This window comes from Burkholderia thailandensis E264, assembly GCF_000012365.1.
Classification (GTDB): domain Bacteria; phylum Pseudomonadota; class Gammaproteobacteria; order Burkholderiales; family Burkholderiaceae; genus Burkholderia; species Burkholderia thailandensis.
Genome location: NC_007651.1, coordinates 1,887,492 through 1,912,123, shown reverse-complemented (window position 1 = coordinate 1,912,123; position 24,632 = coordinate 1,887,492). Strand labels below are relative to the sequence as shown.

Genomic DNA, 24,632 nt, shown 5'->3' with positions numbered 1-24,632 from the left:
CATATGAAAAAACAAATCTCATCGATCGCACCGGGGCAAACCGCGAAAGCGCTGATCCTCGTCTATCTGACGTTCAGCGTGCCGATCGTGCTGCTCGGAATCGTCAACGCGTTCTTTCGCGAACAGTCGGTCGGGCTCGGCACGATCTTCAGCACGATCTTCAGCGCGCTGCTGCTGAACGCGATCGTCGGCTTCGTGCTGCTGTGGATCGCATGCCACGCATACAACTGGGTCGCCTCGCGTTTCGGCGGCATCGAGATCGTGCTGTCGGACGCACCGGAGGAAGCGTGAACGCCGCCGTCGGCGAGATGACGGCGATCCGCGCGGCAGCACAGGCCGACGTGCCCGCGATGCTCGCGCTGATGCGCGAGCTCGCCGAATTCGAGCAGCTCACGCATCTGTTCGTCGCGACCGAAGCGGATCTCGCCGATGCGCTGTTCGGCGCGCGGCCGTCCGCCGAGGCGCTCGTCGCGGTGAACGGCGGCGCGATCGTCGGCTATGCGCTCTACTTTCACAACTATTCGACATTCGTCGGCCGGCGTGGCCTGTATCTCGAGGATCTGTACGTACAGCCGTCGCAGCGCGGCACGGGGCTCGGCACGCGGATGCTGCGCCGGCTCGCGGCGATCGCCGTCGAGCGCCGCTGCGGGCGCTTCGAGTGGACCGTGCTCGACTGGAATCAGCCGGCGATCGATTTCTATCGGAAGATGGGCGCGGATGTGATGCCCGACTGGCGCGTCGTGCGCGTGGCGGGCGACGCGCTTGCACGGCTCGCGAACGGCGGCGCGTAACGCACGTTGCGCGGCGCGGCGCGGGCCGACCGGCATCGACGAGCGGCGAATTCGTCGCCACCAGCCGATGGGGATCATCGGCGCACGACCGAACCGGCAATGCAAACGGGGCGCATGCGGCGCCCCGTCTTCGTTTTGCCCGCGGGATGCACGTGAAGGCGGCGCGCCGTCCGCCGCCTCGCGCGCGCCGCCGCCCGGTCAGCTCTCGCCCGTCTCCGCCCCGTCCGCGCCAAGCAGGCCGTTCGCGACCTCGCCCGGCAGCGCCTCGACCTGCTTGAGCTTGCGGTTCATCACGCGCGTGCGCTGTTCGGCGGCCTCGATCGAGCGCGTGACCGTCTCGAGCTGCGACTTCGTGCGCGCGAGCACGTCGCCGAACTTGCCGAATTCGGTCTTCACCGCGCCGAGCACCTGCCAGACCTCGCTCGAGCGCTTCTCGATCGCGAGCGTGCGAAAGCCCATCTGCAGGCTGTTCAGCAGCGCCGTGAGCGTCGTCGGGCCGGCCACCGTCACGCGATAGTCGCGCTGCAACAGATCGGTGAGGCCGGGGCGGCGCAGGATCTCCGCGTAGAGGCCTTCGGTCGGCAGGAACAGCAGCGCGAAATCGGTCGTGTGCGGCGGCGCGACGTATTTCTCGGCGATCGTGCGCGCCTCCGCGCGAATCCGCGCCTCGAGCGCGCGCGCCGCTTCCTCGACCGCCGCCGCGTCCGCGCGCTCCTGCGCGTCGATCAGGCGTTCGTAGTCCTCGCGCGGGAACTTCGCGTCGATCGGCAGCCACACCGGCTCCGCCCCGCCCATCGCACCTTCGTCGTGCCGCCCAGGCAACCGGATCGCAAATTCGACGCGCTCGCTGCTCTTCGGCACCGTCGCGACGTTCTTCGCATATTGATCGGGCGTCAGCATCTGCTCGAGCAGCGCCTCGAGCTGCACTTCGCCCCAGGTGCCGCGCGTCTTCACGTTCGTCAGCACCTTCTTCAGGTCGCCGACGCCCGCCGCGAGCGTCTGCATCTCGCCGAGCCCGCGATGCACCTGCTCGAGCCGGTCCGACACGAGCTTGAACGATTCGCCGAGGCGCTGCTCGAGCGTCGCGTGCAGCTTCTCGTCGACGGTGCGGCGCATCTCCTCGAGCTTCGCCGCGTTGTTCGCCTCGATTTCCTTCAGGCGCGTCTCGAGCGTCGCGCGCACCTCGCCGATCCGGCGATCGTTCGCCTCCGTCAATTGCGTGAGCTGCTGGTTGAGCGTATCGCCGAAATGCCGGAGCGCCGCGCCCTGCTCTTCGCGCGCGAGCTGCGCCTGGCGCTGCAGCGTGTCGCGCATCGCGTCGAACTGCTGCGTGTTGCCCGTGACGAGCTTCGCGAGCTGTTGCGCGAAGCCGTCGATCTGGCTGTTCTGCACGGTCGCGACGCTCGTCAACTGCGCGGCGAGCGTCTGCTGCAATTGCGCGAAGTTGCCCGCGAGCTCGGTGCGCGAATGGCGCGCGCCGTCGACGATCTCCGCGCGCAGCTCGCGCTCGAGGCGCTCGGCCGTGTGCGCGTGCGCGTCGTTCGCATCGTCGATCTGCTCGGCGAGCCGCTCGAGGCCATCGCCGCGCGAGCCGCCGCGCAGCAGCACGACGAGCGCGACGACAAGCGCCACCGCGAGCGCGACGACGGCGGCCAGCAACAAGGTTTCGGTCATATGCGAGCCTTCCCCAGCACGCCGGGATTGATCGGGTTAGGCGGACGGCCCGCATCCGGGCCCGCGCCGAGCGCCGCGATCAGGTTGTCCGCCGCGAGATTCGCCATCGCGCGACGCGTGCCTTCGCTCGCGCTCGCGATGTGCGGCGTCAGCACGACGTTGGGCACCTCGAGCAGCGCCGGATGCACGCTCGGCTCGCCTTCGAACACGTCGAGGCCCGCTGCGGCGATCCGTTTGTTGCGCAATGCGTCGGCGAGCGCCGCGTCGTCGACGATCCCGCCGCGCGCGATGTTCGTGAGCGTCGCGCTCGGCTTCATCATCGCAAGCTCGGCCGCGCCGATCGTGTGATGACTTTCCGCCGAGTAAGGCAGCACGAGCACGACGTGATCCGCTTGCGCGAGCAGCGCCGCCTTCGACGCATATTCGGCGTTCAGCTCGGCCTCGATCTCGGGCGCGACGCGCGAGCGGTTGTGATAGATCACGCGCATGCCGAAGCCGCGCGCGCGGCGCGCGAGCGCCTGACCGATGCGGCCCATGCCGATCACGCCGAGCGTCGCGCCGTGAATGTCCGCGCCGAGAAAGCTGTCGTACGACCACTTGCGCCACCGCCCCGCGCGCAGCCAGTGCTCGGATTCGGCGATCCGCCGCGCGGCCGCCATCATCAGCGCCCAGCCGAAATCGGCGGTCGTCTCGGTCAGCACGTCGGGCGTGTTGGTGCCGAGCACGTGCGCGGCGTCGAACGCGCCGATGTCGAAGTTGTTGTAGCCGACCGCCATGTTCGACACGACGCGCAGCCGCGGCGCCGCCGCGAGCACCGACGCGTCGATCATGTCGCCCGCCGTCAGCGCGCCGTCCTTGTCCGCGAGGCGCGCCTTCAGCGCGTCGGGGGCGAGCGCGTCGCCGTCGTTCCAGTCGACGTCGAAATACTGCTTGAGCCGCTCGATCACGTCCGGAAAGATCGAGCGTGCGACCAGGATTTTCTGCATTGCCGTCTCCGTCACGCCGCGCGGGCGGCGAGCGCGCGCAATCGCGCCGCCCGCCGCCCGCGCGGCCGTCATTCATCCGCCTAACCGCTGAAGAACACCCACGTCGTCAGCAGGAACACCGGCACGAGAATCGCGAGCGCCCAGCCAAGGTACGCGAAGAAGCTCGGCATCCTCACGCCGCGCGACTCGGCGATCGCCTTCACCATGAAATTCGGCGCGTTGCCGATGTAGCTGTTCGCGCCCATGAACACGGCGCCCGCCGAGATCGCGGCGAGCGTCGTCGCTCCCGTCGTCATCAGCGACTGCGCGTCGCCGCCCGCGAGATTGAAGAACACGAGGTAGGTCGGCGCGTTGTCGAGGAACGACGACAGAACGCCCGTGGCCCAGAAGTACATCGCGTCGACCGGCTTGCCGTCGGCGCCCGTGACGAGATGGACGATCGGCGCGAACACGCCGTCGGCGCCCGCGCGCAGGATCACGATCACGGGTGCGATCGTCACGAAGATGCCCGCGAACAGCTTCGCGACTTCCTCGATCGGCGCCCAGTTGAACGCGTTGCCCTCGCGCGCCGAGCGCGGCGTGATCGCGAGCGACACAAGCGCGACCGCGACGAGCGCGACGTCGCGCACCGCGTTCTGCAGCGCGACGTGCGTGCCGAACAGATCGAACGCGATGCCCGGCTTCCAGAGGCCGCTCATCAGCACGAGCGCGATCACCGCACCGAGCAGCGCGAAATTGATCTTGCCCTCGATCGATACGCCGTGCGAATCGGGCGTCGGATCGAGAAACGGCTTGCCTTCCTCGCCGCCCTTTCGATAGAAGTACGTATCGAGCACGAAGAAGAGCGTGAGCAGGATCGAGCAGATGAACAGCATCGGCAGCGCGAGATGAATCGTCGTCCAGAAGAAATCGACGCCGTTCAGGAAGCCGAGGAAGAGCGGCGGATCGCCGAGCGGCGACAGGGAGCCGCCCGCGTTCGCCACCAGAAAGATGAAGAACACGACGACGTGCACGACGTGCTTGCGGTTGTCGTTCGCGCGCAGGAGCGGCCGGATCAGCAACATCGCGGCGCCCGTCGTGCCCATCACACTCGCGAGCACGGTGCCGAGCGCGAGGATGCCGGTGTTGAGCTTCGGCGTGCCGTGCAGGTTGCCGCGCACGCAGATGCCGCCCGCGACCGTGTACAGCGCCGTCAGCAGCACGATGAACGGAATGTACTCCTCGAAGAGCGCGTGCATCAGCGTGCCGAATGCGGTGCCGAGGCCGAACGTCGCGGCGAACGGCGCCAGGAACGCGACCGCCCACGCCGCCGCGATCTTGCCGAAATGATGATGCCAGAACACGGGCGCGATCAGCGGAAAGAGCGCGATCGACAACAGGATGCCCGCGAACGGCACCGCCCAGAACGCGGAAAGCGCGGCACCGTCGAGCGTTGCGGCCGATGCGAGCGCGGGAGCGGCGCCTAACGCGCCTCCCAGCGCCATGCCCGCCCAGGCGGCATGTCGTTTCATGTGAAGTCCTCTTGAAATGCGAATGGATACGGCACGTGGCGCGGCGGCGGCCGCTGGCTCACGCGTCGAGCGCGACGATCGCGTGAACGCGGGACGGCCCGTGCGCGCCGAGCACGATCGTCTGCTCGATGTCGCCGGTGCGCGACGGCCCCGACACGAAGTTCACCGCGCGCGGCAACACGCCGCGCTCCGCACGGATCAGCGCGAACGCGTCCTCGTGTCCCGCGACGATGCGCGACGCGCTCACGAGCGCGATGTGGGTCTCGGGCAGCAGCGCGGCGGACGAACACGTCTTCGGACTAGACAGCAAAACCAGCGAACCGGTTTCCGCCGTCGCGCAGAAACAGCCCGTGATGCCGATGCGATCGCCGTCGACAGGCTTCCTGAATTCGACCGCGAGCCCCGCGCCCGCCCAGTCGAGCGCATCGAGCGTCGGCCACGCGATCGCCTGCATGCCGAGCCCCGTGCGCTGCAGATAAGCGGCGGCCGCGGCGGGCGCATCACGCATCGACGCGACGGTGTCCACCGTCGTCGCGAGCCGCAGCGCCTCGTCGACGAAGCGCGACACGAGATCGTCGCCGAGCGGCGGACGCGGCCCCGCCGGATGACGCGCGACGTAGTCGGCCGCATGCTCGCGCTCCACGCCGGCCACCTCGGCCGGGCGGCCCTGCGCCGCGCGGATGCGCGCGAGGATGTTGCGGCGGGCAGCCGATGTGTCCATGAACCCCTCGTGACGATGGCTTTCGATACCGGCCCGATTATACCGGCCGATACGGCGCGCGCCCGCCGCCGCCGATATGAAAAATCAAGCGCCGGACGGCCCAAGCGCCCATTCCCGGCGACGCGGGCGCGCCTGCGCGCCGCCTCGCGCGGACGGCGTCACTTGCCCGCGTCGTCGTCGGGCGGCTGCGTGATCCCGAACACCTGGCGCAGATACGCGAGGTAGGCCTTGTCGTCGCACATGCTCTTGCCCGGCGAATCCGACAGCTTCGCAACCGGCTGGCCGTTGCAGCGCACCATCTTGATGACGATCTGCAGCGGCTGGTAGCCCAGATCGTTGGTCAGGTTCGTGCCGACGCCGAACGCGAGCTTGCAGCGGCCGCGAAAACGCTCGTACAGCTGCATGACCTTCGGGATGTCGAGCGCGTCGGAGAACACGAGCACCTTCGTGCGCGGGTCGCACCGGTTGTCCTCGTAGTGCTTGATGAGCCGCTCGCCCCAGTCGAACGGATCGCCCGAGTCGTGACGCGCGCCGTCGAAGAGCTTGCAGAAATACATGTCGAAGTCGCGCAGGAACGCGTCCATCCCATAGACGTCGGACAGCGCGATCCCGAGATCGCCGCGGTATTCCTTCGCCCACATCTCCAAGCCGTAGGTCTGCGAATCTCGCAGCCGCGGGCCGAGCGCCTGGCACGCCTGCAGATACTCGTGCGCCATCGTGCCGAGCGGCGTGATCTCGTGCTTCATCGCATAAAAGACGTTGCTCGTGCCGGCGAACTGCGCGCCGAGCCCGTCCTGCAGCGTGCGCAGCACCTCCTCGTGCCACACCTTCGAGAAGCGGCGGCGCGTGCCGTAATCGGCGATCTTGCAATCGGCGAACTCGGGCTTCGCGCCGAGCAGCTTGATTTTCTCGCGCAGCCGCCCGCGCCCTTCGCGATAGTCGGGCCGGCGCTGCGTGTTGCGGAAGTACACCTCGTTGACGATCGCGAGCACCGGAATCTCGAAGAGGATCGTATGCAGCCACGGCCCCTTGATCTCGATGTCGATCTCGCCGCCGCCCTTTTGCGACGGCGTGATCGAAATGTACTTCTCGTTCAGGTGAAAGAGCGCGAGGAAATCGACGAAATCGCTCTTGACGAAGCGCAGCCGGCGCAGATAGTCGAGCTCGGGATCGGTGAAGCGCAGTTCGCAGAGCGAGCGGACCTCGGCCCGAATCTCGTCGATGTACGGCACGAGATCGATGCCGGGCGTGCGGCACTTGAAGCGGTATTCGACGTTCGCGGCCGGGAAGTGATGCAGAACGACCTGCATCATCGTGAATTTGTACAGGTCGGTATCGAGCAGCGAAGTGATGATCATGATTCCAGACTGCCAAAATCGAAACGGAGCCCGAGTGTTTGCGCGCCCCGCGCGCCCGCCCTCCGGTTGACGCATGTTACCCGAATGCGGCGCGACGCCGCGCCGAAACGCCGCGGCACCATGCAATCCGCCATAAACTAATCACGAAACGGTATAAAAGGGAAAGTCGCGCGGGCGATGCGGGTTTGACGCATCAGTTACAATGCCGCTTTTGGCGCCACGCGTCGCCCCCCCATATACATACCCAGATACCGCCGCAGGAGCGTTTTGAATGACCCACGTTGTGACTGAAGCGTGCATCAAGTGCAAATACACGGATTGCGTCGATGTGTGCCCTGTGGACTGCTTCCGTGAAGGCCCGAACTTCCTCGCGATCGATCCGGACGAGTGCATCGACTGCGCGGTGTGCGTCGCCGAATGCCCGACCAACGCGATCTACGCGGAAGAAGACGTGCCGGGCGACCAGCAGCAGTTCACCGAGCTGAACGCCGAGCTCGCGAAGGCGTGGCCGTCGATCACGAAGACGAAGCCCGCGCCCGCCGACGCCGACGAGTGGAAGGACGTGCAGGACAAGCTGCACCTGCTCGAGCGCTGATCGCCCGCGCTCGCGGGGCGCGGCACGACGCCGAGTGACGGTGCCGATGCGCAAAAGTATTGACAGATCGGCCAGCGCCCCATAGAATCTCATTTCTCTGCTGTTTGTTCCCCGATAGCTCAGTCGGTAGAGCGCCGGACTGTTAATCCGTAGGTCCCTGGTTCGAGCCCAGGTCGGGGAGCCAAGAATTGCAAAGGCCCGTTGCAAACGGGCTTTTTCATGGCCGCCTTGTGCTGTTGACGCCGAGGCGCCAGACATGCCGAACCGTTTTATTCCCCGATAGCTCAGTCGGTAGAGCGCCGGACTGTTAATCCGTAGGTCCCTGGTTCGAGCCCAGGTCGGGGAGCCAGCTTCGAAGGCCCGTCGTTCGCGACGGGCCTTTTTGCTTTTTCCCTCTACGTTTTTCGTTGCGCCGCGCACCGTCGCGTGCCCGGCGGCGTGCTAGAGTCGTGCTCTGCTTCTCCGCCAAGCCCCCGCTTCGCCGCCGATGAAAAACCGTCATTTAGCCGTCCTCGCGACCTGCGCCGCCCTCCTTCCGATCGCAACGACCGCCGCGCGCGGCGAGGAAGTCGCCAGCGTCAACACCAATTTCCGCCTGACGGGTTCCGACCGCGTCGTCGTCGAAGCGTACGACGACCCGCTCGTGAGCGGCGTCACCTGCTATGTGTCGCGCGCACGCACAGGCGGCATCAAGGGCACGCTCGGCATCGCCGAGGACCCGACCGAGGCGTCGATCGCGTGCCGGCAGGTCGCGCCGATCCGCTTCACCGAGCCGCTCAGGCAGCAGACCGACGTGTTCAGCGAGCGGCTGTCGTTCATCTTCAAGACGCTGCATGTCGTGCGCGTCGTCGACAAGAAGCGCAACACGCTCGTCTATCTGACCTATAGCGACCGGATCGCAACGGGCAGCCCGAAGAACAGCGTGACCGCCGTGCCCGTGCCCGCCGGCACGCCGATCCCGGTCAGGTAACGAAGCGCCCGGTAGCCGGGTCCGCCGCCATGCGATCCGAACGTCCGCAAGAGGAAGTCCGTTACTGGCGCACGCCGCTCTTGCCGGAGGCGGACTTCGTCACCGCGACCTATCGCGACCACGTGTTCGCGCCCCACTGGCACGACGCGTACACGATCCCCGTCATCGAGGCGGGCGCCGAACGCTACACGTGTCGAGGCAGCGCGCACGTCGCCGGTACGGGCTCGATCCCTGTCATCAATCCGGGGGAAATCCACACCGGCTCGCGCGCGGCCGAAGGCGGCTGGCGCTATCGCGTTGCCTATGTACCCGTCGATTTCATTCGCGCGCTCGCCGACGAAATCGCCGGCAAGCCGCAGCCTGCCCCATGGTTCCGGCTCGACGTCATTCACGATGCGGATCTCGCCGCGCGGCTCGTGCTCGCGCACCGGCTGATGGAGGCGAACGGCGCCGCGGCGTTGCTCGCCGCCGCCCGCCGGCCGCGGTTCGGCGAGAGGGCCGCGACGGCCGACGGCACCTCGGATTCGGCTTCGGACCCGTGCTCGGATTCTGCGTGGGGTTCAGCTTGGGCATCGGCTTCGGCCGCCGCTCCGATTCCGGGCATGGATTCGGCCCGCGCTTCAGCCAGTTTTACGGCCTCGTATTCGCTGTGCACCGGCACGGCGCGGCCGCTCGACGATCCGCTATCCGCGGAAACCGCAATGCTCGACGCATATTCGACGCTGATCGCGCGCCACGCGGGCAATCGCAGCGCGCCGCGCGGCGTCGCGGCCGACCAGCGGCGCGTCGACGCGATGCGCGAGCGGCTGGCCGCCGATCTGTCCGAAACCATGACGTTATCGGATGTCGCGCGAGCGGCCGGGCTATCGCCGTTCCATGCGGCCCGCCTGTTCTCGCGCGTGGCCGGCATGCCGCCGCACGCATGGCGCAACCAGTTGCGCCTGCAGCGCGCGCTCGCGCCGCTGCGCGCGGGCGCGAGCGTCGCCGATGTCGCCGCCGCGTGCGGCTTCGCCGATCAGAGCCACTTCACTCGACATTTCAAACGAATGTTCGGCGTGCCGCCGGGGCGTTGGCAGTCGTCGTAGCGACATAGCGGCAAGCGCGCGACGCGGCTCGACCCGCGCAAATTCCAGCTTGGGCTTGGGCTCGAATCAAGGTAACGGCACCGGCAAAGACAGCATCAACGACGGCGCAAGAACGTACAAGCGAGCGCCTCCCCCGCTCCGCTATCCTCCGCCGAACAGGAGGTAGCCATCGTGTCCCAGTTCCGCCCCACGCATCCCCCGCCCGGCCGGCTCGCCGAGTTCGCCGCCGGCGTGCGCGACACCATCCCGATGATGGTGGGCGCCGCGCCCTTCGGCATGATCTTCGGCACGCTCGTCACGACCGGCCCGCTCGCGCCGTGGCACGGCGAGCTGATGTCGCTCGCGCTGTTCGCGGGCTCCGCGCAGTTCATCGCACTCGGCCTGATCGCGGGCGGCGCGAGCTACGCGGTCGTGCTCGCGACGACGTTCATCGTCAATCTGCGCCACCTGCTGTACAGCGCGGCGCTCGCGCCGTATGTCGCGCATCTGCCGCTGCGGTGGCGGGCGACGCTCGGCGCGCTGATGACCGACGAAGTGTTCGCCGTCGCCCATGCGCACTATCGTCACGCCGAACCCGGCGCGACCGGGCCATACCACTTCTTCGGCTCGGGCATCGCGATGTACGCGAACTGGCAGATCTGGACGATCGCGGGCCTGCTGTTCGGCGCCGCGTTCCCGCGTCTGCAATCGCTCGGCCTCGATTTCGCGATGGCGGCGACGTTCATCGCGATCGTCGTGCCGCAACTCGCGGCGCCGCCCTATCTCGCCGCCGCGGTGACGGCGGGCGCGGCCGCGTTCTTCTGCCGTGCATGGCCGTACAAGCTCGGCCTGCTCGCCGCCGTCGCGGCGGGCGTCGCGATCGGCGTCGCGCTGACGTGGCTCGACGGGCAGCGCGCGCGCCGGCGGGCGGAGGTCGCGTGATGAGCTACGCGCTGCTGATTCTCAGCATGGCGACACTCACGTACGCGATCCGCACGACGCTCTTCCTGCTCGGCGATCGCCTCGTGTTTCCGCCGCTCGCGCTCGCCGCGCCGCGCTTCGTGCCGGTGACGGTGCTGACCGCGATCATCGTGCCGATGACGCTCGCGCCGCACGGCGGCGACGCGGAACTGACGTGGCGCAATCCGCAGTTCGTCGGCGGCGTCGCCGCTGTGCTCGTGTGCGCCGCGACGCGCCGGCCGCTCGTCACGATCGCCGCCGGCCTCGCCGTGTTCTTCCTCTGGCAGGCGCTCGTGTTGCCGCACGGCGGGCTGCCGGGCTGAGCCGCCGCGGCGCCGCGCGGCATCGGCGCGCACGGCCTCAAGTTCTCGCGCGCGCCGCCGTTAAGAGGATGTAGCCTCGCGCCCGGCGACGGGACCCGGCCCAGACGCGGCCCGGTCCATCCGGCATGCGGGCCGACGGCCAGCCGCCGTCCGCGCAGCGCACACGCGGCCCGCCCACGTCGGCTCGCGCGCGGGCGAAAGCGCCGGTCGAGCCGGCCGGCATCGAGCATCGAGAAAGACATGGGCCAGATCACTCTCACGCTGAAAGACGACACCGTCGTTTCCTTGCGCAAAGACTACGATGCGTTCGTGCGCGTGTCGCTCAAGCTCGATCCGCAATTCGTCACGCCGTCGTTCGAGGATTTCCTGCGCGCGAAGCTGCTCGACAGCATGGTGCCGCTCACCGAGCACGCGGTTCAGCGGCTCCTGCAGGGCGGCCAGTATGCATGGGCGAAGCGCACGCTCGACAAGGAGTTTCCGGACGTCGTCTCGATCCTGATCCGGCAGGCGGGAGACTTCGGTTTCGGCTTCGCGTCGCGCTCCGAATGGACGCCCGACGAGCTCGCGAAAGCGTGCCGCGACTGGGCCGCCGCCGTCGTGTCCGGCGCGCAGGGGGACGCGGCGCTCGTCGATCCGCTCGCCGCACAGATCAAGTCGGCCGTCACCGACATTCAAACGCTCGAGGAACGGATGCAGACGCCCGCGTGGCGGCTCGCCGAATCGCTGCGGCAACGCGTGTACGAGGCGAAACTCGCGTGCGAGATGAGCGTCGGCAGCGTCGCGCGCGAAAAGCTCGGCGAACTGCGCGGGCTGCTCAGGCTCGGCATCGCGCACGGCTCGTTCCAGAAGCAGGAAGCGCAGCAGATCATGGAATACCTGCGGCTGTTGAAGCCCGAGATCTTCATCGAGGAACCGTACGACGTCTTCACGCGCATCGCCGCGTGGCTGCGCAGCATGTTCATGGTCGCGACGCCCGCGCGCGGCGCGCAGCAGAACGCATCGCAGCCGCAAGGCCAGCGGCGTTCGTAGCGCGGCGCATCGCGCGTTCGGCGGCGCGCGCGAACGCACGGCTCGATCCGCGCTCGCCGCGCGAACCCCGACAACGCAACGGCCCGGATCGCACGATGCGATCCGGGCCGCTGTTCTTCAGCCTGGGCGCGGCGCGCCGAACGGGCCTTCCGGGGCGAACCGTCCGCGCGCCTCGCCTGACGCGCTTACTCGCCCGCGCCGGCCTTCACGCCGCCGTTGACGGACGCCGAACCGTTCGCGCCGCCCACGACGCCCTTCGCGAGACCACCCGCCGCGCCCGCGACGCCGCCGACCGCGCTCGTCGCGCCGCCGACCACGTTGCCCGCCGCATTCGTCGCGCCTTCGACCGCGCCGCTCGCCTTCGTCTGCGCATCCGCGCCGAGTTCGGCCGCTTCGGCGGCCTTCGCCTTCGCCTTGGCCTTCGCGCGCTTCACGTGCTTCTTAGCCGAATGCTTGACGGCGCTTGCCGCCGCTTCGGGCGATGCGGCCGACAGGTCGCCGCCCGCGTTCAGTTGCGCGCTCGCGCCCGCCTTCTGGCCGAGCACGTCGGCCGAGCCGCCGACCGAACCTTGCGTCGCCACGCCCGCCGTCTGCGCAAAAGCGCTCGTCGCCATCGCCGCCACCGCGGCACCGATCAGCATTGCACGAATCTTCGACATCGCAATTCTCCTCAACAAAGTCGTTGGACGCGGCGTGCCTTCGAACCGGCCCGCCGCTATGGGCCCGCCGCGACATGCAGCGAGTCCGTGTACAGACCGGCCGCGTCGGCTCCCGGTTCGCCGTTCTCGCCAACTGTTACCCACCGTTTCATTTGCTGACGAGTTCGACACACTCGCTTACAGGCGACGGCCCGAATCGCGCGAAAGCCGGACAACATTTGACGCACGCCTTACACCGCGCGCGCCGCACATCGCTTATGATGCGAGGCCCGCCGCGCGCGGCGCTCCCGTTTCCGCGCGCTCGTTTCCGTTTTCATCGCCATGCCCAATCTCGATTTCACGCTGACCGGCGAATTCGTCGAACTGCATAACCTGCTGAAGCTCACCGGGCTCGCGGACAGCGGCGGCTCGGCAAAGATGATCGTCGCGTCGGGCGCCGTGAAGGTCGACGGCGCGGTCGAGCTGCGCAAGACCTGCAAGATCCGCGCGGGGCAAGTCGTGTTGCTCGGCGACACGCGCATCGCCGTGCACGGCGCGTCATAGCGAGCCCCTGTCGACCGTGAGGCCATCGGCAACGGCTCATCGACAGCACTCGCGGAAACTCGTAAGCTGATCGTTTCCAAAAAATAAGCAAAGCGCGGGCGGGCCGCTCGTGCGAACGCGTCCCATGTCGCCTTCCGGTTTCACTCGAGCGGCCGCCGCGCCGCCTCCCACGCTGTCCCGCCACGCCGCCGATACGGCGCGCCTCGCCGCGCCGCTCGCGATCGCGCAGCTCTCGCAAATGGCGATGAGCGTCACCGACACGGTGCTGCTCGGCTCGCTCGGCCCCGACGCGCTCGCGGCGGGCGGCCTCGGCGCGAATCTGTTCTTCGTCGTCGTGACGCTGCTGCAAGGCGTGCTGACGTCGGTCAGCGTGAGCGTCGCGCACGCGCGCGGCGCCATGGCCGACGATCGCGTGCCGCATATCTACTGGACGGGCTTCGCGCTGTCGCTGTTGCTCGCGGTTCCCGCATTCGCGCTGCTGTCGTTCGCGCAGCCGCTGTTGCTCGCGTTCGGCGAACCGGCGGCGCTCGCGCGCAACGTCGGCGAATATGCGGCCGTACTGCGCTTCGCGGCGCCCGGCAGCCTGATCGGCGTCGGGCTGATGCGCTCGTTCTTGCCCGCGATCGGCGCGGCGAAGCGGCTGCTGTGGGTGTCGCTCGCGGGCGTCGGCGTCAACGCGTTTCTCAACTACGGGCTGATCCACGGCGCGTTTGGGCTGCCGCGGCTCGGCTTCCTCGGCTCCGCAACGGCAACGACGATCACGATCTGGCTCACCGCGATCACGCTCGTCGCGCTGCTGCACGGACGGCCGGCGTTCAAGCACTTCGTCGCCGCCACGCGCCCGCGCCTGCCGCTGATGGGCGAGCTGTTCGGCATCGGCTGGCCGGTCGCGATCACGTACGGCGTCGAGTCGACGCTCTTTCTCGCGACGGGCCTGACCGTCGGCGTGCTCGGCGAAGCGTCGCTCGCCGCGCATCAGATCGCGCTCAACGTCGCGTCGGTGGCCTTCATGGTGCCGCTCGCGATCGGGCAGGCGGCGAACGTGCGCGTCGGCTACTGGGCGGGCGCGGGCGCGCCCGTCGCCGCGCGGCATGCGGGCTTCGTCGCGCTCGGGCTCGGCGTCGCGTTCATGTCGCTGTCGGGGCTCGCGCTGATCGTCGCGCCGCACGCGATCGTCGGCCTCTATCTGAAGCTCGACGATCCCGCGAACGCACATACGGTCGCGCTCGCGACGTCGCTGCTCGGCATCGCCGCGGTGTTCCAGATCGTCGACGGGATGCAGACCGTCGGCTCCGGCTGCCTGCGCGGCCTGAAAGACACGCGCGTGCCGATGCTCGCCGCGACGCTCGGCTACTGGGGCATCGGCTTTCCGACCGGCTACTGGTTCGCGTTCCACGCAGGCCTCGGCGCGCGCGGATTATGGTGGGGGCTCGCGGCCGGCCTCGCGAGCGTCGCGGTGCTGATGACGTGGCGATTCCATCGGAAGAGCGCCGCGCTCGGCGCGCGGGCGGGAGCTTGAGGGCGGGCTTCGGCGTGGGCGCGTGAGCATGCAAGCTCGCGAGGACTCGGGCGCGTTTGCGCGTTTGCGCGGATAAACGGATAAGCGGATAAACGGATAAGCGGGTCCGCACGCATACACTGCGACGGCGACCGACGCGATCGCTCATTCGCCACCGCAATCATGCACCGGTCCTCTTTTACGCGCCCTTTTCGTCGGAAGATGCCGGATGCCTCGCGAGCGCGGCTGATTCGCGGGCGCGACGCCCGCGACAGCGGCGACCTCACCTCCGCGAACGCGGTTCGCCGCGATTCGCCGCACATGGCGGAGCCGGCAAAGCGGCCGCGTCGCCCACATCGCGCACGCACGCTCGCGGCGCAGCGTCTCCACGCGGAACGATCGCATCCGTCTGCCGCCGCGCGAGCGATGCTCGCGTGCATCGCGCCGCCCCGATCGTCGCGATGCGCATGCGCGCTGTTCGCTCATCCGAGTGCCCCCACGCCCGTCTCGCCGATCGCCCGCGACGCGGCACGAAATCGCACACGGCGCTATGCTTGCCCATCAGTGGACGCCGTCGCGAGAACGGCTCCATCCCCGCATGCGCATTGCGCCGCGCCCGCGCGGCGTCCCCCGTCATCTGAAGGAGCAATCATGAGCGAAGCAGTACGGATGGAACGCGACACGTTCGGCGAAATCGCAGTGCCGGCCGCCCGGCTATGGGGCGCGCAGACGCAGCGCTCGCTGCAGAACTTCAAGATCTCGACCGAAAAGCAGTCGCCCGAACTGATTCACGCGCTCGCGCTGATCAAGCGCGCGGCGGCCGCCGTCAATCTCGAACTCGGCGTGCTCGCGCAGGACAAGGCGAACGCGATCATCGCCACCGCCGACGAGATCATCGCCGGCCGTCATCCCGATGAATTCCCGCTCGCCGTCTGGCAAACGGGTTCGGGCACGCAGACCAACATGAACCTCAACGAGGTGATCGCGAACCGCGCGAGCGAGTTGCTCGGCGGCGAGCGAGGCGAAAGCCGCAACGTGCATCCGAACGACGACGTCAATCGCGGCCAGTCGTCGAACGACGTGTTCCCGACCGCGATGCACGTCGCCGCCGCGCGCGCGATCGTCGACCATCTGCTGCCCGCGCTGCGCACGCTGCGCGCGACGCTCGACGCGAAGGCCGCCGCGTTTGCCGACATCGTGAAGATCGGCCGCACGCACCTGCAGGACGCGACGCCGCTCACGCTCGGCCAGGAATTCTCCGGCTACGTCGCTCAGCTCGATCAGGGCATTCGCCACGTCGAGACGGCGCTGCCCCATCTGTACGAGCTCGCGCAAGGCGGCACGGCGGTCGGCACGGGCCTGAACGCGCATCCGAAGTTCGCGGCGGGCGTCGCGGCCGAGATCGGCCGGCTCACCGGCTTGCCGTTCGTCAGTGCGCCGAACAAATTCGAAGTGATGGCCGCGGCCGACGCGCTCGTGTTCGCGCACGGCGCGCTTAAGACGGTCGCCGCGAGCCTCATGAAGATCGCGAACGACATCCGCTGGCTCGCGAGCGGGCCGCGTTGCGGGCTCGGCGAGTTGTCGATTCCGGAGAACGAGCCGGGCAGCTCGATCATGCCGGGCAAGGTCAATCCGACGCAATCGGAAGCGGTGACGATGCTCTGCTGTCAAGTGTTCGGCAACGACGTCGCGGTGAACTTCGGCGGCGCGAGCGGCAATTTCGAACTGAACGTGTTCCGGCCGATGATTGCGCACAACGTACTGCAATCGGTGCGGCTGCTCGCGGACGGCGCGCAGAGCTTCAACGATCACTGCGCGGTCGGCATCGAGCCGAATCGCACGCGCATCGACGCACTCCTGAACGAATCGCTGATGCTCGTGACGGCGCTCAATCCGCACATCGGCTACGACAAGGCGGCGCAGATCGCGAAGAAGGCGCACAAGGAAGGCACGACGCTCAGAGCCGCCGCGCTCGCGCTCGGTTACGTGACCGATGCGCAATTCGACGAATGGGTGCGGCCGGCGAAGATGGTCGGCAATAGCTGACCCTCGACGCGGCGCGCGATGCGCGGCCGGCGTCGCGCACGCGCGGCGGCGTGGCGTGGCGGATGTTCGGTTCGGTCGTCGGCACCCGATCGACAGCGGTTGATCGGCATCGTTCGACCGACGGTGCTTGATCGACGGCACTTGAGGTTCCGCGCTTGAGGTTCCGCGCTCGGTCGTCGGCACGCGTTCGCCTGCCCCGCCCCGATCGCCCGCCCCCCGAACCCGTGCGCTCGGCCGCAGCCAAGCCGGCATGCGGTTGCAGACCGCCTGCCATGCACGTGACGTCGAATGCGATCCGCGCCGCGAGCGCCGCGCATGTCCGCACGTCGGATCGCGCTGCGTCGTATCGCGCGTCGCTCTTCAAACGAAAAACGCCGCGAACGATCGCGGCATGTGCTCGATTCGATGCGCCCGGCATCCGTCGTCCGCACGCACGGCGCGTGCGCCCGACGAACGCCGACGCGCGCTCACACGTCCCCTTTCGCGACTTCCTCGGGCTTGAGCTCGACGATCTTGTCGAGCGCCGCGCGCACGTCCATCGCGTACTGCGCGAGGCGCTTCTGCTCGTCGCTGACGGGCACGAACGGCGGCACCGGCACCGGATTGCCGTTCTCGTCGACCGCGACGAACACGACGAGACAGTCGGTCGTCTGACGCAGCACGCCGCCCTTCGGGTCGCCCGCGTGCACCGACACGTGGATGTGCATGCTCGTGCGGCCCGTCGCGACGACGCGCGCCTTCAGTTCGACGAGATTGCCGACGAGGATCGGCCGCTGGAAGCGGATGTTGCCGACGCTCACTGTCACGCAATAGCGGCTCGACCAGATCGCCGCGCACGCGTACGCGGTCTCGTCGATCCATTTCATCAGCGCGCCGCCGTGCACCTTGCCGCCGAAGTTGACTGACGTCGGCTCGGCGAGGAAGCGGAAAACGGTTTCGGTGCGATCAAGCGGCGCGGGGGGCGTGGCGGGCATTTCGGCTGGCTCCAGTTCTGCTGGCATGGCGGGAAAGGAGACGATTATACGTTGCACTGCGACATGACGCCGCAGCCGCCGTTTCAGGCCGATGCGCGCGCCGGCCGGGAGCGGCGCTGGCTCCCGGCCGCGCGCGACGCGATTGGTAACACGCCGTTAGTTGCGGATCGTCACGCCCTGATCGATCGTGCCGTACATCTCGATGCGGCCTGTTCCGGCACTCGATCCGCCAGCGCCGCCGGATACGCAGCCCGCGCAGACGAACGCGGCAATGAGGGTTGCAGCCAGTGTTTTCATCGGAAGAAGAAGCGTCGTCGAGCGCCGGCGCGCCACGATCGCGCGCCGGGCGAGTCATCGGACGTCGCATTTTACGCGCGCCGCCGCGGCAAGCGCAGCAACCGGCGGCGGCGAGCTCGCGCCTCGCCCACCCCGCGATCGGGCGTCCGGCCGTTCGGCCTTGCCCACCCGGCCGCCCGCCCCCGCCCAAGCGCGAAACAACGCCGCATCCCGCCGCCTCAGCCAGGCAACACGCCCGCACATTCGACATTTCGGCGCAACGCGAAACATCGAATGCCATCCGCGCCTACACTCGAACCGTGTCCTTCCCGAGGGTTCCCCGATGTCCGATTCCGATCGCCACCACCATTTCCCCGGCTTGAGCCACCTCGGCGCGCTGCTCGCCGATCCGGGACGCGCCGCGATGCTCTGGGCGCTGATGGACGGCAGCGCGCGCCCCGCGGGCGAGCTGACGATGATCGCCGGGCTGTCGCCGTCGGCGGCGAGCGCGCATCTCGCCCGGCTCGCGGACGGCGGCCTCCTCGCGCTCGACGTGCGCGGCCGCCATCGCTATTACCGGATCGCTTCGCCCGATGTCGCCGCGGCGATCGAGGCGCTCGCGAACGTCGCGCAGGCGGCCGCGCCGCAGCGCCCGATCCCGCAACCGGCGCGCACGGTTCCGCCCGACATGCGCTATGCACGCACCTGCTATGACCACATGGCGGGCGAGCTCGCGGTGCAGGTATTCGAGCGGCTGATGGCGCGCAGCTGGCTGACGGCGGCCAACGGCGTGCTCGACGCAAGCGCCGCGGGCGCCGCGCAGTTCGCGCGATGGGGCATCGACATCGGCGGCCAGCGCGCGAAGCGCCGGCGCTTCGCGTGCACATGCCCGGACTGGAGCGAGCGCCGTCCGCACCTGGGCGGCGCGCTCGGCGCGGCGCTCCTCGAGCGCTTCTGCCAATGCGGCTGGATCGAGCATGCGGCCAAGCCGCGCGTGCTGCGCGTGACGCCCGCCGGCCAGCGCGAATTCGACGCCTTGCTTACCGGCGGATGACGCCCACTTTCGTCGGTCTGACGAATTGCGCCGCGCCGACAACTCTTGTTACACGCGCATCAAATCGCATAACAAAACCGATGTCACTGAAACATGCCGAGCGGATAGAGTGGACTCATACGGCGCGTGCCACGCCGGACAAAACAGAGACGATGATGACCATGCTTGCCGCTCGCCACCCGTTTGCGCTTTCGCGCATCGCCCGCCACACGCTCCTCGCCGTCGCGATGCTCGCCGCGTTGCCGCCCGCCATCGCGCAAAACGTCGCCCCGCCGCCCGCCGGCGTCGCCCAGCAAACGGGCGGCGATCCGCCCGCCCGCGTCGCGCGGCTGAACTACCTGTCCGGCGCCGTGACGACCGAGCCCGCGGGCGCGAGCGACTGGTCGTACGCGGCCGTCAACCGCCCGCTCACGACGGGCGACCAGCTATGGAACGATTCGGGCGCGCGCTCCGAGCTGCACATCGGCTCCACCGCGGTGCGGCTCGGCCAATCGACGAGCCTGTCGATCCTCAATCTTGACGACACGAATACGCAACTGAAGGTGCCGCTCGGCACGCTGTCGACGCACGTGCGCGAGCTGCCGCCCGGCACGTCGTACGAAATCGACACGCCGAACCTCGCGCTCGCGGTCGGCTCGCCCGGCGATTATCGCGTCGACGTCGCACCCGACGGTTCGAGCACGACCGTCACCGTGCGACGCGGCAGCGCGACCGTCTACGGCGACGGCACGCAGATGCCGGTATCGGCCGGCCAGCGGGTCGTCTTCACGGGCACCGGGCTGCAGGTCGCGGACACGGGCGCCGTACCGCCGCCCGACGGCCTCGACGACTGGGCCGCAAGCCGCGACGCGGCCGAGGAGCGCTCGGTGTCGGCCCACTACGTGTCGCGCGAAATCCCGGGTTACCAGGACCTCGACGCAAACGGAACGTGGCGCGACGACCCCGATTACGGCGAGGTGTGGGTGCCGAGCGCGGTGCCCGCCGGCTGGGCGCCATACCGCACCGGCCACTGGATCTGGCAGGCGCCGTGGGGCTGGACCTGGATCGACGACGAGCCGTGGGGCTTCGCCCCGTACCACTACGGCCGCTGGGCGTACGTCGACGATTCGTGGGCCTGGGTGCCGGGCCCGCTCGTCGTCAGCGCGCCGCCGTGCTACGCACCCGCGCTCGTCGCGTTCGTCGGCGGGGGCGGCGGCGGCTTCGACTGGAGCGTGGGCCTCGCGGTCGGCGGCATCGCGGCGGCGGGCGTCGCGTGGTTCCCGCTCGGCCCGCGCGACCCGTGGCGACCGAGCTGGGGCGGCTGGAGCCCGCATTACTATCAGCACGTGAACCAGACCGTGATCGTGAACAACGTCAACAACATCAACGTCAACAAGACGGTGAACGTGACGAACATCCACAACACGTACGTGAACTTCCGCGCGCCGAACGCGGTGACGGCCGTGCCGGCGACCGCCTTCGTCCATGGCCAGCCGGTGCCGCGCTTCGCGCAGAAGGTCGATCCGCGGCAGTGGCGCAACGCGCACATCGGCTCGGGTGCGCCGGGCGTTGCGCCGGTGCGCCAGAGCTTTACGGGCGCGCTGCGCAACGCCGCGTACCGGCCGCCCGCAGCCGTCGAGCAGCGCTCGATCGTCGCGACGCGCAATCCGGCCGTGCCGGCCGCTTACCATGACCAGCTCGCCGCGCACCTCGCGCAAAGTGGCGCACGGGTGCCCGGCGCGGGCGCGCCCGTCGTGAAGACCGCGGTGCCGCCGAGCTATGCGATGCGGCCGGTGCGCTCGCTCGAGAACGCGGGCGCGCCGAACCGCTGGGTAATGCGCAACGTGCAGCTCGTCGACACGCACGCACCTGTCGCGCAAGCCGCGCGCGGCCCTCAGGGCGGCGTGGGCAATCCGGCCGCGCGCGCGGGCGAGCGGCCGCAGCCGAATGCCGCGCAGCCGAACGTCGCGCGCCCCGGCCTCCCTCAGCCGGGCGTCGCGCAGCCGAATGCGCCTCACGCGCCTCACGCGCCGGCCGTGCCGGCCGTGCCGGGCGTGCCGGGCGTGCCGGGCGTGCCGCAGAATGCGATGCGGCCAGGCGCGGCGCAGTCGAACGAGGCGCGGCCGAATCCCGCTCCCTCGACGCACAACGGCGTGCCGCGCCCGCCCACGGCCATCGACAACCCGGGTGCGCGCAACGAAGCGCGTGCGCCGGGCGGAGCGCAACGTCCGCAGCCTTCCTGGACGCAGCCGCATCCGCCGATCCAGCAGCAGCGCGCGAACGAAGGCCAGCCGCGCGCAAGCGGCGAGCCGAATGCGCCGCTCAATTACCGGTCGCCGACGCAGAACGCACTGCCGCCGATCCGCTCGACGCCGACGCCCACGCACTCCGCCCAGCCCGCGCCGCAGCCCGCCGGGCGCGCACAACCGCAGCCGGCATGGCAGACGCCGCGCAATGAAATGCGCGCGCCCGAGGCGCCGCGCAGCGTGCCGCGCCAGGAAGTCGCGCCGCCGCCCGCGCCGCGCAACGAATATCGCGCGCCGGCCCCCGCGCCGCGTCCGCAGGTCGAAGCGCCGAGGACGGAAGCGCCGCGCATGCCCGCACCGCGAATGGAAGCGCCGCGGATGGAGCCGCGTCCGGCCGCGCCGCCGCCCGCCGCGCCGCGCAACCCGCCGCCCGCGCCGCGTCAGGAGCCGCCGCGTCAGGTGCGCCCCGATCAGCAGCACGGTTTCGCCCCGAACCGCGAAGAGCGCCGGCACGCGTAAGCGCACCGCACTCGCCGCATCAACGAAAAAACCCGCGAATTCGCGGGTTTTTCATGGATCGATCGAGACGGGCCGCGCGTCGTTCAGACGGCCATCGGCGCGCTCAGCGGTTCATGATGGCGATAGCCGACGAGCGTGAAATCCGACGGCTCGACGCGTTCGAGCCATTGCGGCTCGTACTTGCCCGTCTTCGCGTAATCGGGCACGCGCTCGGCAAGCTCGAGCCGCGGACTCTCGAACGGCTCGCGCTCGAGTTGCTGCTTGAGCATGTCGAGCTGATTCTCGTAGATGTGCGCATCGCCGATAAAGTACGTGAACCAGCGCGGCGAGTAGCCCGTCAGCCGGCCGACGAGCGTGAGGAGCGCCGCGCCTTCGGCGAGATTGAACGGCGTGCCGAGTCCGACGTCGTTGCTGCGGATGTACAGGCACAGCGAGATTTCGCGCCGCTCGACGTTCGGCAGGAACTGATACAGCAGATGGCATGCGGGCAGCGCGATCTCGTCGAGCACCGCGGGATTCCAGCCGTGGAACAGGATGCGCCGGCTCGACGGATCGCGCACGATCGTGTCGAGGCAATCGCGCAGTTGATCGATCGCCTTGTGGAGCAGCACCTTGTCCGCGCCGCCCTCCTCGAAGCGCGCGACGATGCGAAAGCCGCGCGAAGTCGCATCGGCGATCTGCGCGTCGGCGTGCGCGTCGAGCACCTTGTAGCCCGGCCAGCGCCGCCATTGGACGCCGTACACGTCGCCGAGATCGTCGGCGCCGCGGCGATACGGATTCGCGAGCCACTGCGCGTTCTCATTCGCATTCGCGTCCCACACCTTGCAGCCGAGCGCGCGAAACTCCGCCGCGCTGCGCGTCGCGCGCAGGAAGCCGACGAGCTCGCCGATCGCCGACTTGAACGCGAGCTTCTTCGTCGTCACGGCGGGAAAGCCCTGTTGCAGATCGAAGCGCAGCATCGCGCCCGGGATGCCGATCGTGCGGATGCCCGTGCGGTTGCTCTGCCAGGTGCCGGTGTCGAGAATGGTGCGAACGAGATCGAGATACTGTTTCATGCGGGTTCCTCCGGCCGCGAAAAGCGGCCGTGCCCGCCATTCTAGCAAGGCCCGCGCTAGCAGGCCCGGCGCAGATCCTCGTCGCGCTTCGCGCGCGTGCTGCCGTCGTCGCGCATCCCGTATGCGCAAAGCAGGCGATAGAGCGTCACGCGCGAGACGCCGAGCTCGCGCGCGGCGTCCGCGAGCCGGCCGCGATGCCGCAGCAGCGCGACTTCGATCGCGTGCCGCTCCGCGCTCTCGCGCGCCTCCTCGAGCGACATCGGCGCGACTTCCGCGTACCCCGACAGTTCGAGATCGGCCGCGCTGATCATCCGCCCCTCCGACATCACGATTGCGCGCCGCACCCGGTTGATCAGCTCGCGCACGTTGCCCGGCCACGCATAGTTGTGAAGCGCCGCGATCGCATCGGGCGTGAAGCCGCGCAGCCGCCGGTGCGCGTCGCCCTTGAAGCGCTCGAGCATGTGCCGCGCGAGGATCTCGATGTCCTTGCCGCGCTCGCGCAGCGGCGGCTCCTCGAGCTTCAGCACGCACAGCCGGTGATACAGGTCCTCGCGAAAGCGCCCGTTGCGCAACGCGACCTGCATGTCGACATGCGTCGCGGAAACGATCCGCACATCGACCGAAATCGACTGGTGCCCGCCGACGCGCTCGACCTTGTGTTCCTGCAGGAAGCGCAACAGGCTCGCCTGGCTCTCGAACGGCAGATCGCCGATTTCGTCGAGAAACAGCGTGCCGCCGTTCGCCGCTTCGATACGGCCGATCTTGCGCTGATTCGCGCCGGTGAACGCGCCGCGCTCGTAGCCGAACAGCTCGGCCTGCAACAGCGTCGGCGGAATCGCGCCGCAATTGATCGCGACGAACGGCGCGTTCGCGCGCGCCGAGCGCTCGTGAATCGCAACGGCCGTCAGTTCCTTGCCGGTGCCGGATTCGCCGGAGATGAACACGGGCGCGTCGGTCGCGGCCACCTTGCGGATCATCTTGAAGAGCGCGAGCATCGCGTCGCAGGTGCCGACCATCTCGCCTTCGTTGCGCACCGTCGCGGCGGCGGGCGCGAGCCCTTCCGACAACGTGACCATCCCGTATGCGTGGCCGACCGACTCGACGATGCGCTCGCACTCGTAAGGCACCGTCACGTAGTCGAAGCAGTAATCGCGCACGAGGCGGCGCACCGCGTCGTCGCCCATCTGCCCTCGCCTCGTCATCGCGATCCAGCCGACGTTCGGCGTCTTCAGACTCGCTTCGAGCTCGCGCAATTCGGCGGCCCCGACACCGCACGAAAAATCGAGCAAGCCGCCCGCAATCACGCCGCGCGCGGCGGAGCGCCGCATCTCGCGTGGCGAATCGACGATGTCGACCTGCCAGCCATGCCGATCGAAACAGCGCTGCAGATCCGCATCGGGACGATGAGAATAGTAGATGAGATGCCTTGCCGCAACATCCATGACGCCACCCAGTCAATCGATTTGCGTCGCGCCGCCTGGCACAGGCGTGCGACGGAACCGAGCCGGGACTCGCTAGGAGGACTCGGCTCGTCATTTTTCACTACCACTGGAACTGCGTTCCCCGTAGATCGGCGCTTGGCTCAAAACAAAGGCGGTGGTCAAGTCCGCCCGTTTCCGAATCTCGGTTGTCTCAGCGTACTGACAAGCATGCGACAAAGCAAATGAATTAAATCAACTTTTTTCAGCATCGGCTGCATTAAAAAATGTCATTTCATTCCTCTGCTTAAATCATGAAAGATCGTGTTTATTGATTCGCTTAATTCGCCACGCGCTTGAATGGAAGATTAGATTAATCCTGT

Annotated in this window: 23 protein-coding genes, 2 tRNA genes and 1 pseudogene; 16 read left to right on the top strand and 10 right to left on the bottom strand. The window is 68.7% G+C overall.

Translation table 11 applies throughout. The annotated features are described in order from the left end of the window. The first annotated feature begins 3 nt into the window (after window positions 1–3). Window positions 4–291: a hypothetical protein gene (locus tag BTH_RS20890; protein WP_004192965.1), complete on the top strand. Its 288-nt coding sequence runs from the start codon at window positions 4–6 to the stop codon at window positions 289–291. Between the two features lie 17 nt (window positions 292–308). Next, a complete protein-coding gene (locus BTH_RS20885; RefSeq protein WP_011402140.1) occupies window positions 309–791 on the top strand; it encodes a GNAT family N-acetyltransferase in 483 nt (160 codons plus the stop codon). 198 nt (window positions 792–989) lie between these two features. Here the strand turns inward: BTH_RS20885 and rmuC are convergent, their stop codons facing one another. The 5 genes from rmuC to pncB form a co-directional block, all read right to left on the bottom strand. After that, window positions 990–2,465, bottom strand: a complete 1,476-nt coding sequence (rmuC, locus tag BTH_RS20880) for a DNA recombination protein RmuC (protein ID WP_009889957.1) — start codon at window positions 2,463–2,465, stop codon at window positions 990–992. After that, on the bottom strand, window positions 2,462–3,451 hold the full coding sequence (locus tag BTH_RS20875; protein ID WP_009889956.1) for a 2-hydroxyacid dehydrogenase: 990 nt from the start codon (window positions 3,449–3,451) through the stop codon (window positions 2,462–2,464). Before BTH_RS20875 ends, rmuC begins: the two co-directional genes overlap by 4 nt. Before the next feature lie 80 nt (window positions 3,452–3,531). Further along, window positions 3,532–4,962 carry a sodium:proton antiporter gene (locus tag BTH_RS20870; protein ID WP_025369246.1) on the bottom strand — a complete coding sequence of 477 codons (1,431 nt, stop codon included), beginning with the start codon at window positions 4,960–4,962 and terminating at the stop codon, window positions 3,532–3,534. 58 nt (window positions 4,963–5,020) lie between these two features. After that, the gene (locus tag BTH_RS20865) at window positions 5,021–5,683 is read right to left on the bottom strand and encodes a LutC/YkgG family protein (RefSeq protein WP_009889953.1); all 663 of its coding nucleotides are present in this window, start codon (window positions 5,681–5,683) and stop codon (window positions 5,021–5,023) included. A gap of 158 nt (window positions 5,684–5,841) precedes the next feature. Then, window positions 5,842–7,041: a nicotinate phosphoribosyltransferase gene (gene pncB / locus BTH_RS20860; RefSeq protein ID WP_009889952.1), complete on the bottom strand. Its 1,200-nt coding sequence runs from the start codon at window positions 7,039–7,041 to the stop codon at window positions 5,842–5,844. Window positions 7,042–7,125: 84 nt separating this feature from the next. Between pncB and BTH_RS35745 the strand changes: the two are divergent. The 9 genes and pseudogenes from BTH_RS35745 to BTH_RS20820 all read left to right on the top strand — a co-directional run bounded on the left by BTH_RS35745 (window position 7,126) and on the right by BTH_RS20820 (window position 11,982). Then, window positions 7,126–7,395 (top strand): annotated as a pseudogene (locus BTH_RS35745) (hypothetical protein). Continuing rightward, window positions 7,370–7,636: a ferredoxin family protein gene (locus tag BTH_RS20855; RefSeq protein WP_308411100.1), complete on the top strand. Its 267-nt coding sequence runs from the start codon at window positions 7,370–7,372 to the stop codon at window positions 7,634–7,636. Before BTH_RS35745 ends, BTH_RS20855 begins: the two are co-directional and overlap by 26 nt. Window positions 7,637–7,744: 108 nt before the next feature. Continuing rightward, window positions 7,745–7,820, top strand: a tRNA-Asn gene (locus BTH_RS20850). 89 nt (window positions 7,821–7,909) lie between these two features. After that, window positions 7,910–7,985: transfer RNA gene (locus BTH_RS20845), tRNA-Asn, on the top strand. Between the two features lie 138 nt (window positions 7,986–8,123). Continuing rightward, a complete protein-coding gene (locus BTH_RS20840; RefSeq protein WP_009889949.1) occupies window positions 8,124–8,606 on the top strand; it encodes a CreA family protein in 483 nt (160 codons plus the stop codon). Window positions 8,607–8,635: 29 nt separating this feature from the next. Next, complete coding sequence (locus tag BTH_RS20835) at window positions 8,636–9,691, top strand: AraC family transcriptional regulator (RefSeq protein ID WP_009889948.1); 1,056 nt, start codon at window positions 8,636–8,638, stop codon at window positions 9,689–9,691. Window positions 9,692–9,943: 252 nt separating this feature from the next. Further along, window positions 9,944–10,612 (top strand): AzlC family ABC transporter permease, encoded by a 669-nt coding sequence (locus BTH_RS20830; protein WP_009889947.1) that lies wholly within the window; start codon window positions 9,944–9,946, stop codon window positions 10,610–10,612. After that, window positions 10,612–10,953: an AzlD domain-containing protein gene (locus BTH_RS20825; protein ID WP_009889946.1), complete on the top strand. Its 342-nt coding sequence runs from the start codon at window positions 10,612–10,614 to the stop codon at window positions 10,951–10,953. The genes BTH_RS20830 and BTH_RS20825 overlap by 1 nt, the downstream gene beginning before the upstream one ends. 240 nt (window positions 10,954–11,193) lie before the next feature. Further along, the gene (locus tag BTH_RS20820; RefSeq protein WP_009889944.1) at window positions 11,194–11,982 is read left to right on the top strand and encodes a DUF4088 family protein; all 789 of its coding nucleotides are present in this window, start codon (window positions 11,194–11,196) and stop codon (window positions 11,980–11,982) included. A gap of 185 nt (window positions 11,983–12,167) precedes the next feature. On the opposite strand, the gene BTH_RS20815 is transcribed toward BTH_RS20820, so the two are convergent. Then, window positions 12,168–12,641: a hypothetical protein gene (locus BTH_RS20815; RefSeq protein ID WP_009889942.1), complete on the bottom strand. Its 474-nt coding sequence runs from the start codon at window positions 12,639–12,641 to the stop codon at window positions 12,168–12,170. Window positions 12,642–12,962: 321 nt separating this feature from the next. Here BTH_RS20815 and BTH_RS20810 point away from each other — a divergent pair, with 321 nt between their 5' ends. From BTH_RS20810 to fumC, 3 genes are all read left to right on the top strand, one after another. Beyond that, complete coding sequence (locus tag BTH_RS20810; protein ID WP_009889940.1) at window positions 12,963–13,184, top strand: RNA-binding S4 domain-containing protein; 222 nt, start codon at window positions 12,963–12,965, stop codon at window positions 13,182–13,184. A 124-nt stretch (window positions 13,185–13,308) separates the two neighbouring features. Next, on the top strand, window positions 13,309–14,703 hold the full coding sequence (locus BTH_RS20805) for an MATE family efflux transporter (RefSeq protein WP_009889938.1): 1,395 nt from the start codon (window positions 13,309–13,311) through the stop codon (window positions 14,701–14,703). Between the two features lie 630 nt (window positions 14,704–15,333). Further along, window positions 15,334–16,728, top strand: coding sequence for a class II fumarate hydratase (fumC, locus tag BTH_RS20800; protein ID WP_009889937.1), 1,395 nt, complete (start codon window positions 15,334–15,336; stop codon window positions 16,726–16,728). Between the two features lie 467 nt (window positions 16,729–17,195). On the opposite strand, the gene BTH_RS20790 is transcribed toward fumC, so the two are convergent. Beyond that, on the bottom strand, window positions 17,196–17,702 hold the full coding sequence (locus BTH_RS20790) for an acyl-CoA thioesterase (protein WP_009889934.1): 507 nt from the start codon (window positions 17,700–17,702) through the stop codon (window positions 17,196–17,198). A gap of 156 nt (window positions 17,703–17,858) precedes the next feature. Continuing rightward, complete coding sequence (locus BTH_RS20785) at window positions 17,859–17,999, bottom strand: hypothetical protein (protein ID WP_102815671.1); 141 nt, start codon at window positions 17,997–17,999, stop codon at window positions 17,859–17,861. 322 nt (window positions 18,000–18,321) lie between these two features. Between BTH_RS20785 and BTH_RS20780 the strand changes: the two genes are divergently transcribed. Both BTH_RS20780 and BTH_RS20775 read left to right on the top strand, forming a co-directional pair. Next, on the top strand, window positions 18,322–19,032 hold the full coding sequence (locus tag BTH_RS20780) for an ArsR/SmtB family transcription factor (RefSeq protein ID WP_009889933.1): 711 nt from the start codon (window positions 18,322–18,324) through the stop codon (window positions 19,030–19,032). Between the two features lie 161 nt (window positions 19,033–19,193). Further along, window positions 19,194–21,776: a DUF6600 domain-containing protein gene (locus BTH_RS20775; RefSeq protein WP_009889932.1), complete on the top strand. Its 2,583-nt coding sequence runs from the start codon at window positions 19,194–19,196 to the stop codon at window positions 21,774–21,776. A gap of 83 nt (window positions 21,777–21,859) precedes the next feature. On the opposite strand, the gene BTH_RS20770 is transcribed toward BTH_RS20775, so the two are convergent. Together BTH_RS20770 and BTH_RS20765 are read right to left on the bottom strand one after the other, a co-directional pair. Then, window positions 21,860–22,831, bottom strand: a complete 972-nt coding sequence (locus BTH_RS20770; protein ID WP_009889930.1) for a thymidylate synthase — start codon at window positions 22,829–22,831, stop codon at window positions 21,860–21,862. A gap of 56 nt (window positions 22,832–22,887) precedes the next feature. After that, window positions 22,888–24,273: a sigma-54 dependent transcriptional regulator gene (locus BTH_RS20765; protein WP_009889928.1), complete on the bottom strand. Its 1,386-nt coding sequence runs from the start codon at window positions 24,271–24,273 to the stop codon at window positions 22,888–22,890. Between the last annotated feature and the right edge of the window lie 359 nt (window positions 24,274–24,632).

Excerpts from the sequence above, each read along its gene's own strand:
- BTH_RS20835 (WP_009889948.1), top strand. The coding sequence starts at position 8,636 with ATGCGATCCGAACGTCCGCAAGAGGAAGTCCGTTACTGGCGCACGCCG.
- BTH_RS20865 (WP_009889953.1), bottom strand. The coding sequence starts at position 5,683 with ATGGACACATCGGCTGCCCGCCGCAACATCCTCGCGCGCATCCGCGCG.
- BTH_RS20870 (WP_025369246.1), bottom strand. The coding sequence starts at position 4,962 with ATGAAACGACATGCCGCCTGGGCGGGCATGGCGCTGGGAGGCGCGTTA.
- BTH_RS20815 (WP_009889942.1), bottom strand. The coding sequence starts at position 12,641 with ATGTCGAAGATTCGTGCAATGCTGATCGGTGCCGCGGTGGCGGCGATG.
- BTH_RS20840 (WP_009889949.1), top strand. The coding sequence starts at position 8,124 with ATGAAAAACCGTCATTTAGCCGTCCTCGCGACCTGCGCCGCCCTCCTT.
- fumC (WP_009889937.1), top strand. The coding sequence starts at position 15,334 with ATGAGCGAAGCAGTACGGATGGAACGCGACACGTTCGGCGAAATCGCA.
- BTH_RS20770 (WP_009889930.1), bottom strand. The coding sequence starts at position 22,831 with ATGAAACAGTATCTCGATCTCGTTCGCACCATTCTCGACACCGGCACC.
- BTH_RS20830 (WP_009889947.1), top strand. The coding sequence starts at position 9,944 with ATGGTGGGCGCCGCGCCCTTCGGCATGATCTTCGGCACGCTCGTCACG.
- BTH_RS20810 (WP_009889940.1), top strand. The coding sequence starts at position 12,963 with ATGCCCAATCTCGATTTCACGCTGACCGGCGAATTCGTCGAACTGCAT.
- BTH_RS20820 (WP_009889944.1), top strand. The coding sequence starts at position 11,194 with ATGGGCCAGATCACTCTCACGCTGAAAGACGACACCGTCGTTTCCTTG.
- BTH_RS20785 (WP_102815671.1), bottom strand. The coding sequence starts at position 17,999 with ATGAAAACACTGGCTGCAACCCTCATTGCCGCGTTCGTCTGCGCGGGC.
- BTH_RS20780 (WP_009889933.1), top strand. The coding sequence starts at position 18,322 with ATGTCCGATTCCGATCGCCACCACCATTTCCCCGGCTTGAGCCACCTC.
- BTH_RS20825 (WP_009889946.1), top strand. The coding sequence starts at position 10,612 with ATGAGCTACGCGCTGCTGATTCTCAGCATGGCGACACTCACGTACGCG.
- BTH_RS20875 (WP_009889956.1), bottom strand. The coding sequence starts at position 3,451 with ATGCAGAAAATCCTGGTCGCACGCTCGATCTTTCCGGACGTGATCGAG.
- rmuC (WP_009889957.1), bottom strand. The coding sequence starts at position 2,465 with ATGACCGAAACCTTGTTGCTGGCCGCCGTCGTCGCGCTCGCGGTGGCG.
- pncB (WP_009889952.1), bottom strand. The coding sequence starts at position 7,041 with ATGATCATCACTTCGCTGCTCGATACCGACCTGTACAAATTCACGATG.
- BTH_RS20805 (WP_009889938.1), top strand. The coding sequence starts at position 13,309 with ATGTCGCCTTCCGGTTTCACTCGAGCGGCCGCCGCGCCGCCTCCCACG.
- BTH_RS20790 (WP_009889934.1), bottom strand. The coding sequence starts at position 17,702 with ATGCCCGCCACGCCCCCCGCGCCGCTTGATCGCACCGAAACCGTTTTC.
- BTH_RS20885 (WP_011402140.1), top strand. The coding sequence starts at position 309 with ATGACGGCGATCCGCGCGGCAGCACAGGCCGACGTGCCCGCGATGCTC.
- BTH_RS20775 (WP_009889932.1), top strand. The coding sequence starts at position 19,194 with ATGCTTGCCGCTCGCCACCCGTTTGCGCTTTCGCGCATCGCCCGCCAC.
- BTH_RS20765 (WP_009889928.1), bottom strand. The coding sequence starts at position 24,273 with ATGGATGTTGCGGCAAGGCATCTCATCTACTATTCTCATCGTCCCGAT.
- BTH_RS20890 (WP_004192965.1), top strand. The coding sequence starts at position 4 with ATGAAAAAACAAATCTCATCGATCGCACCGGGGCAAACCGCGAAAGCG.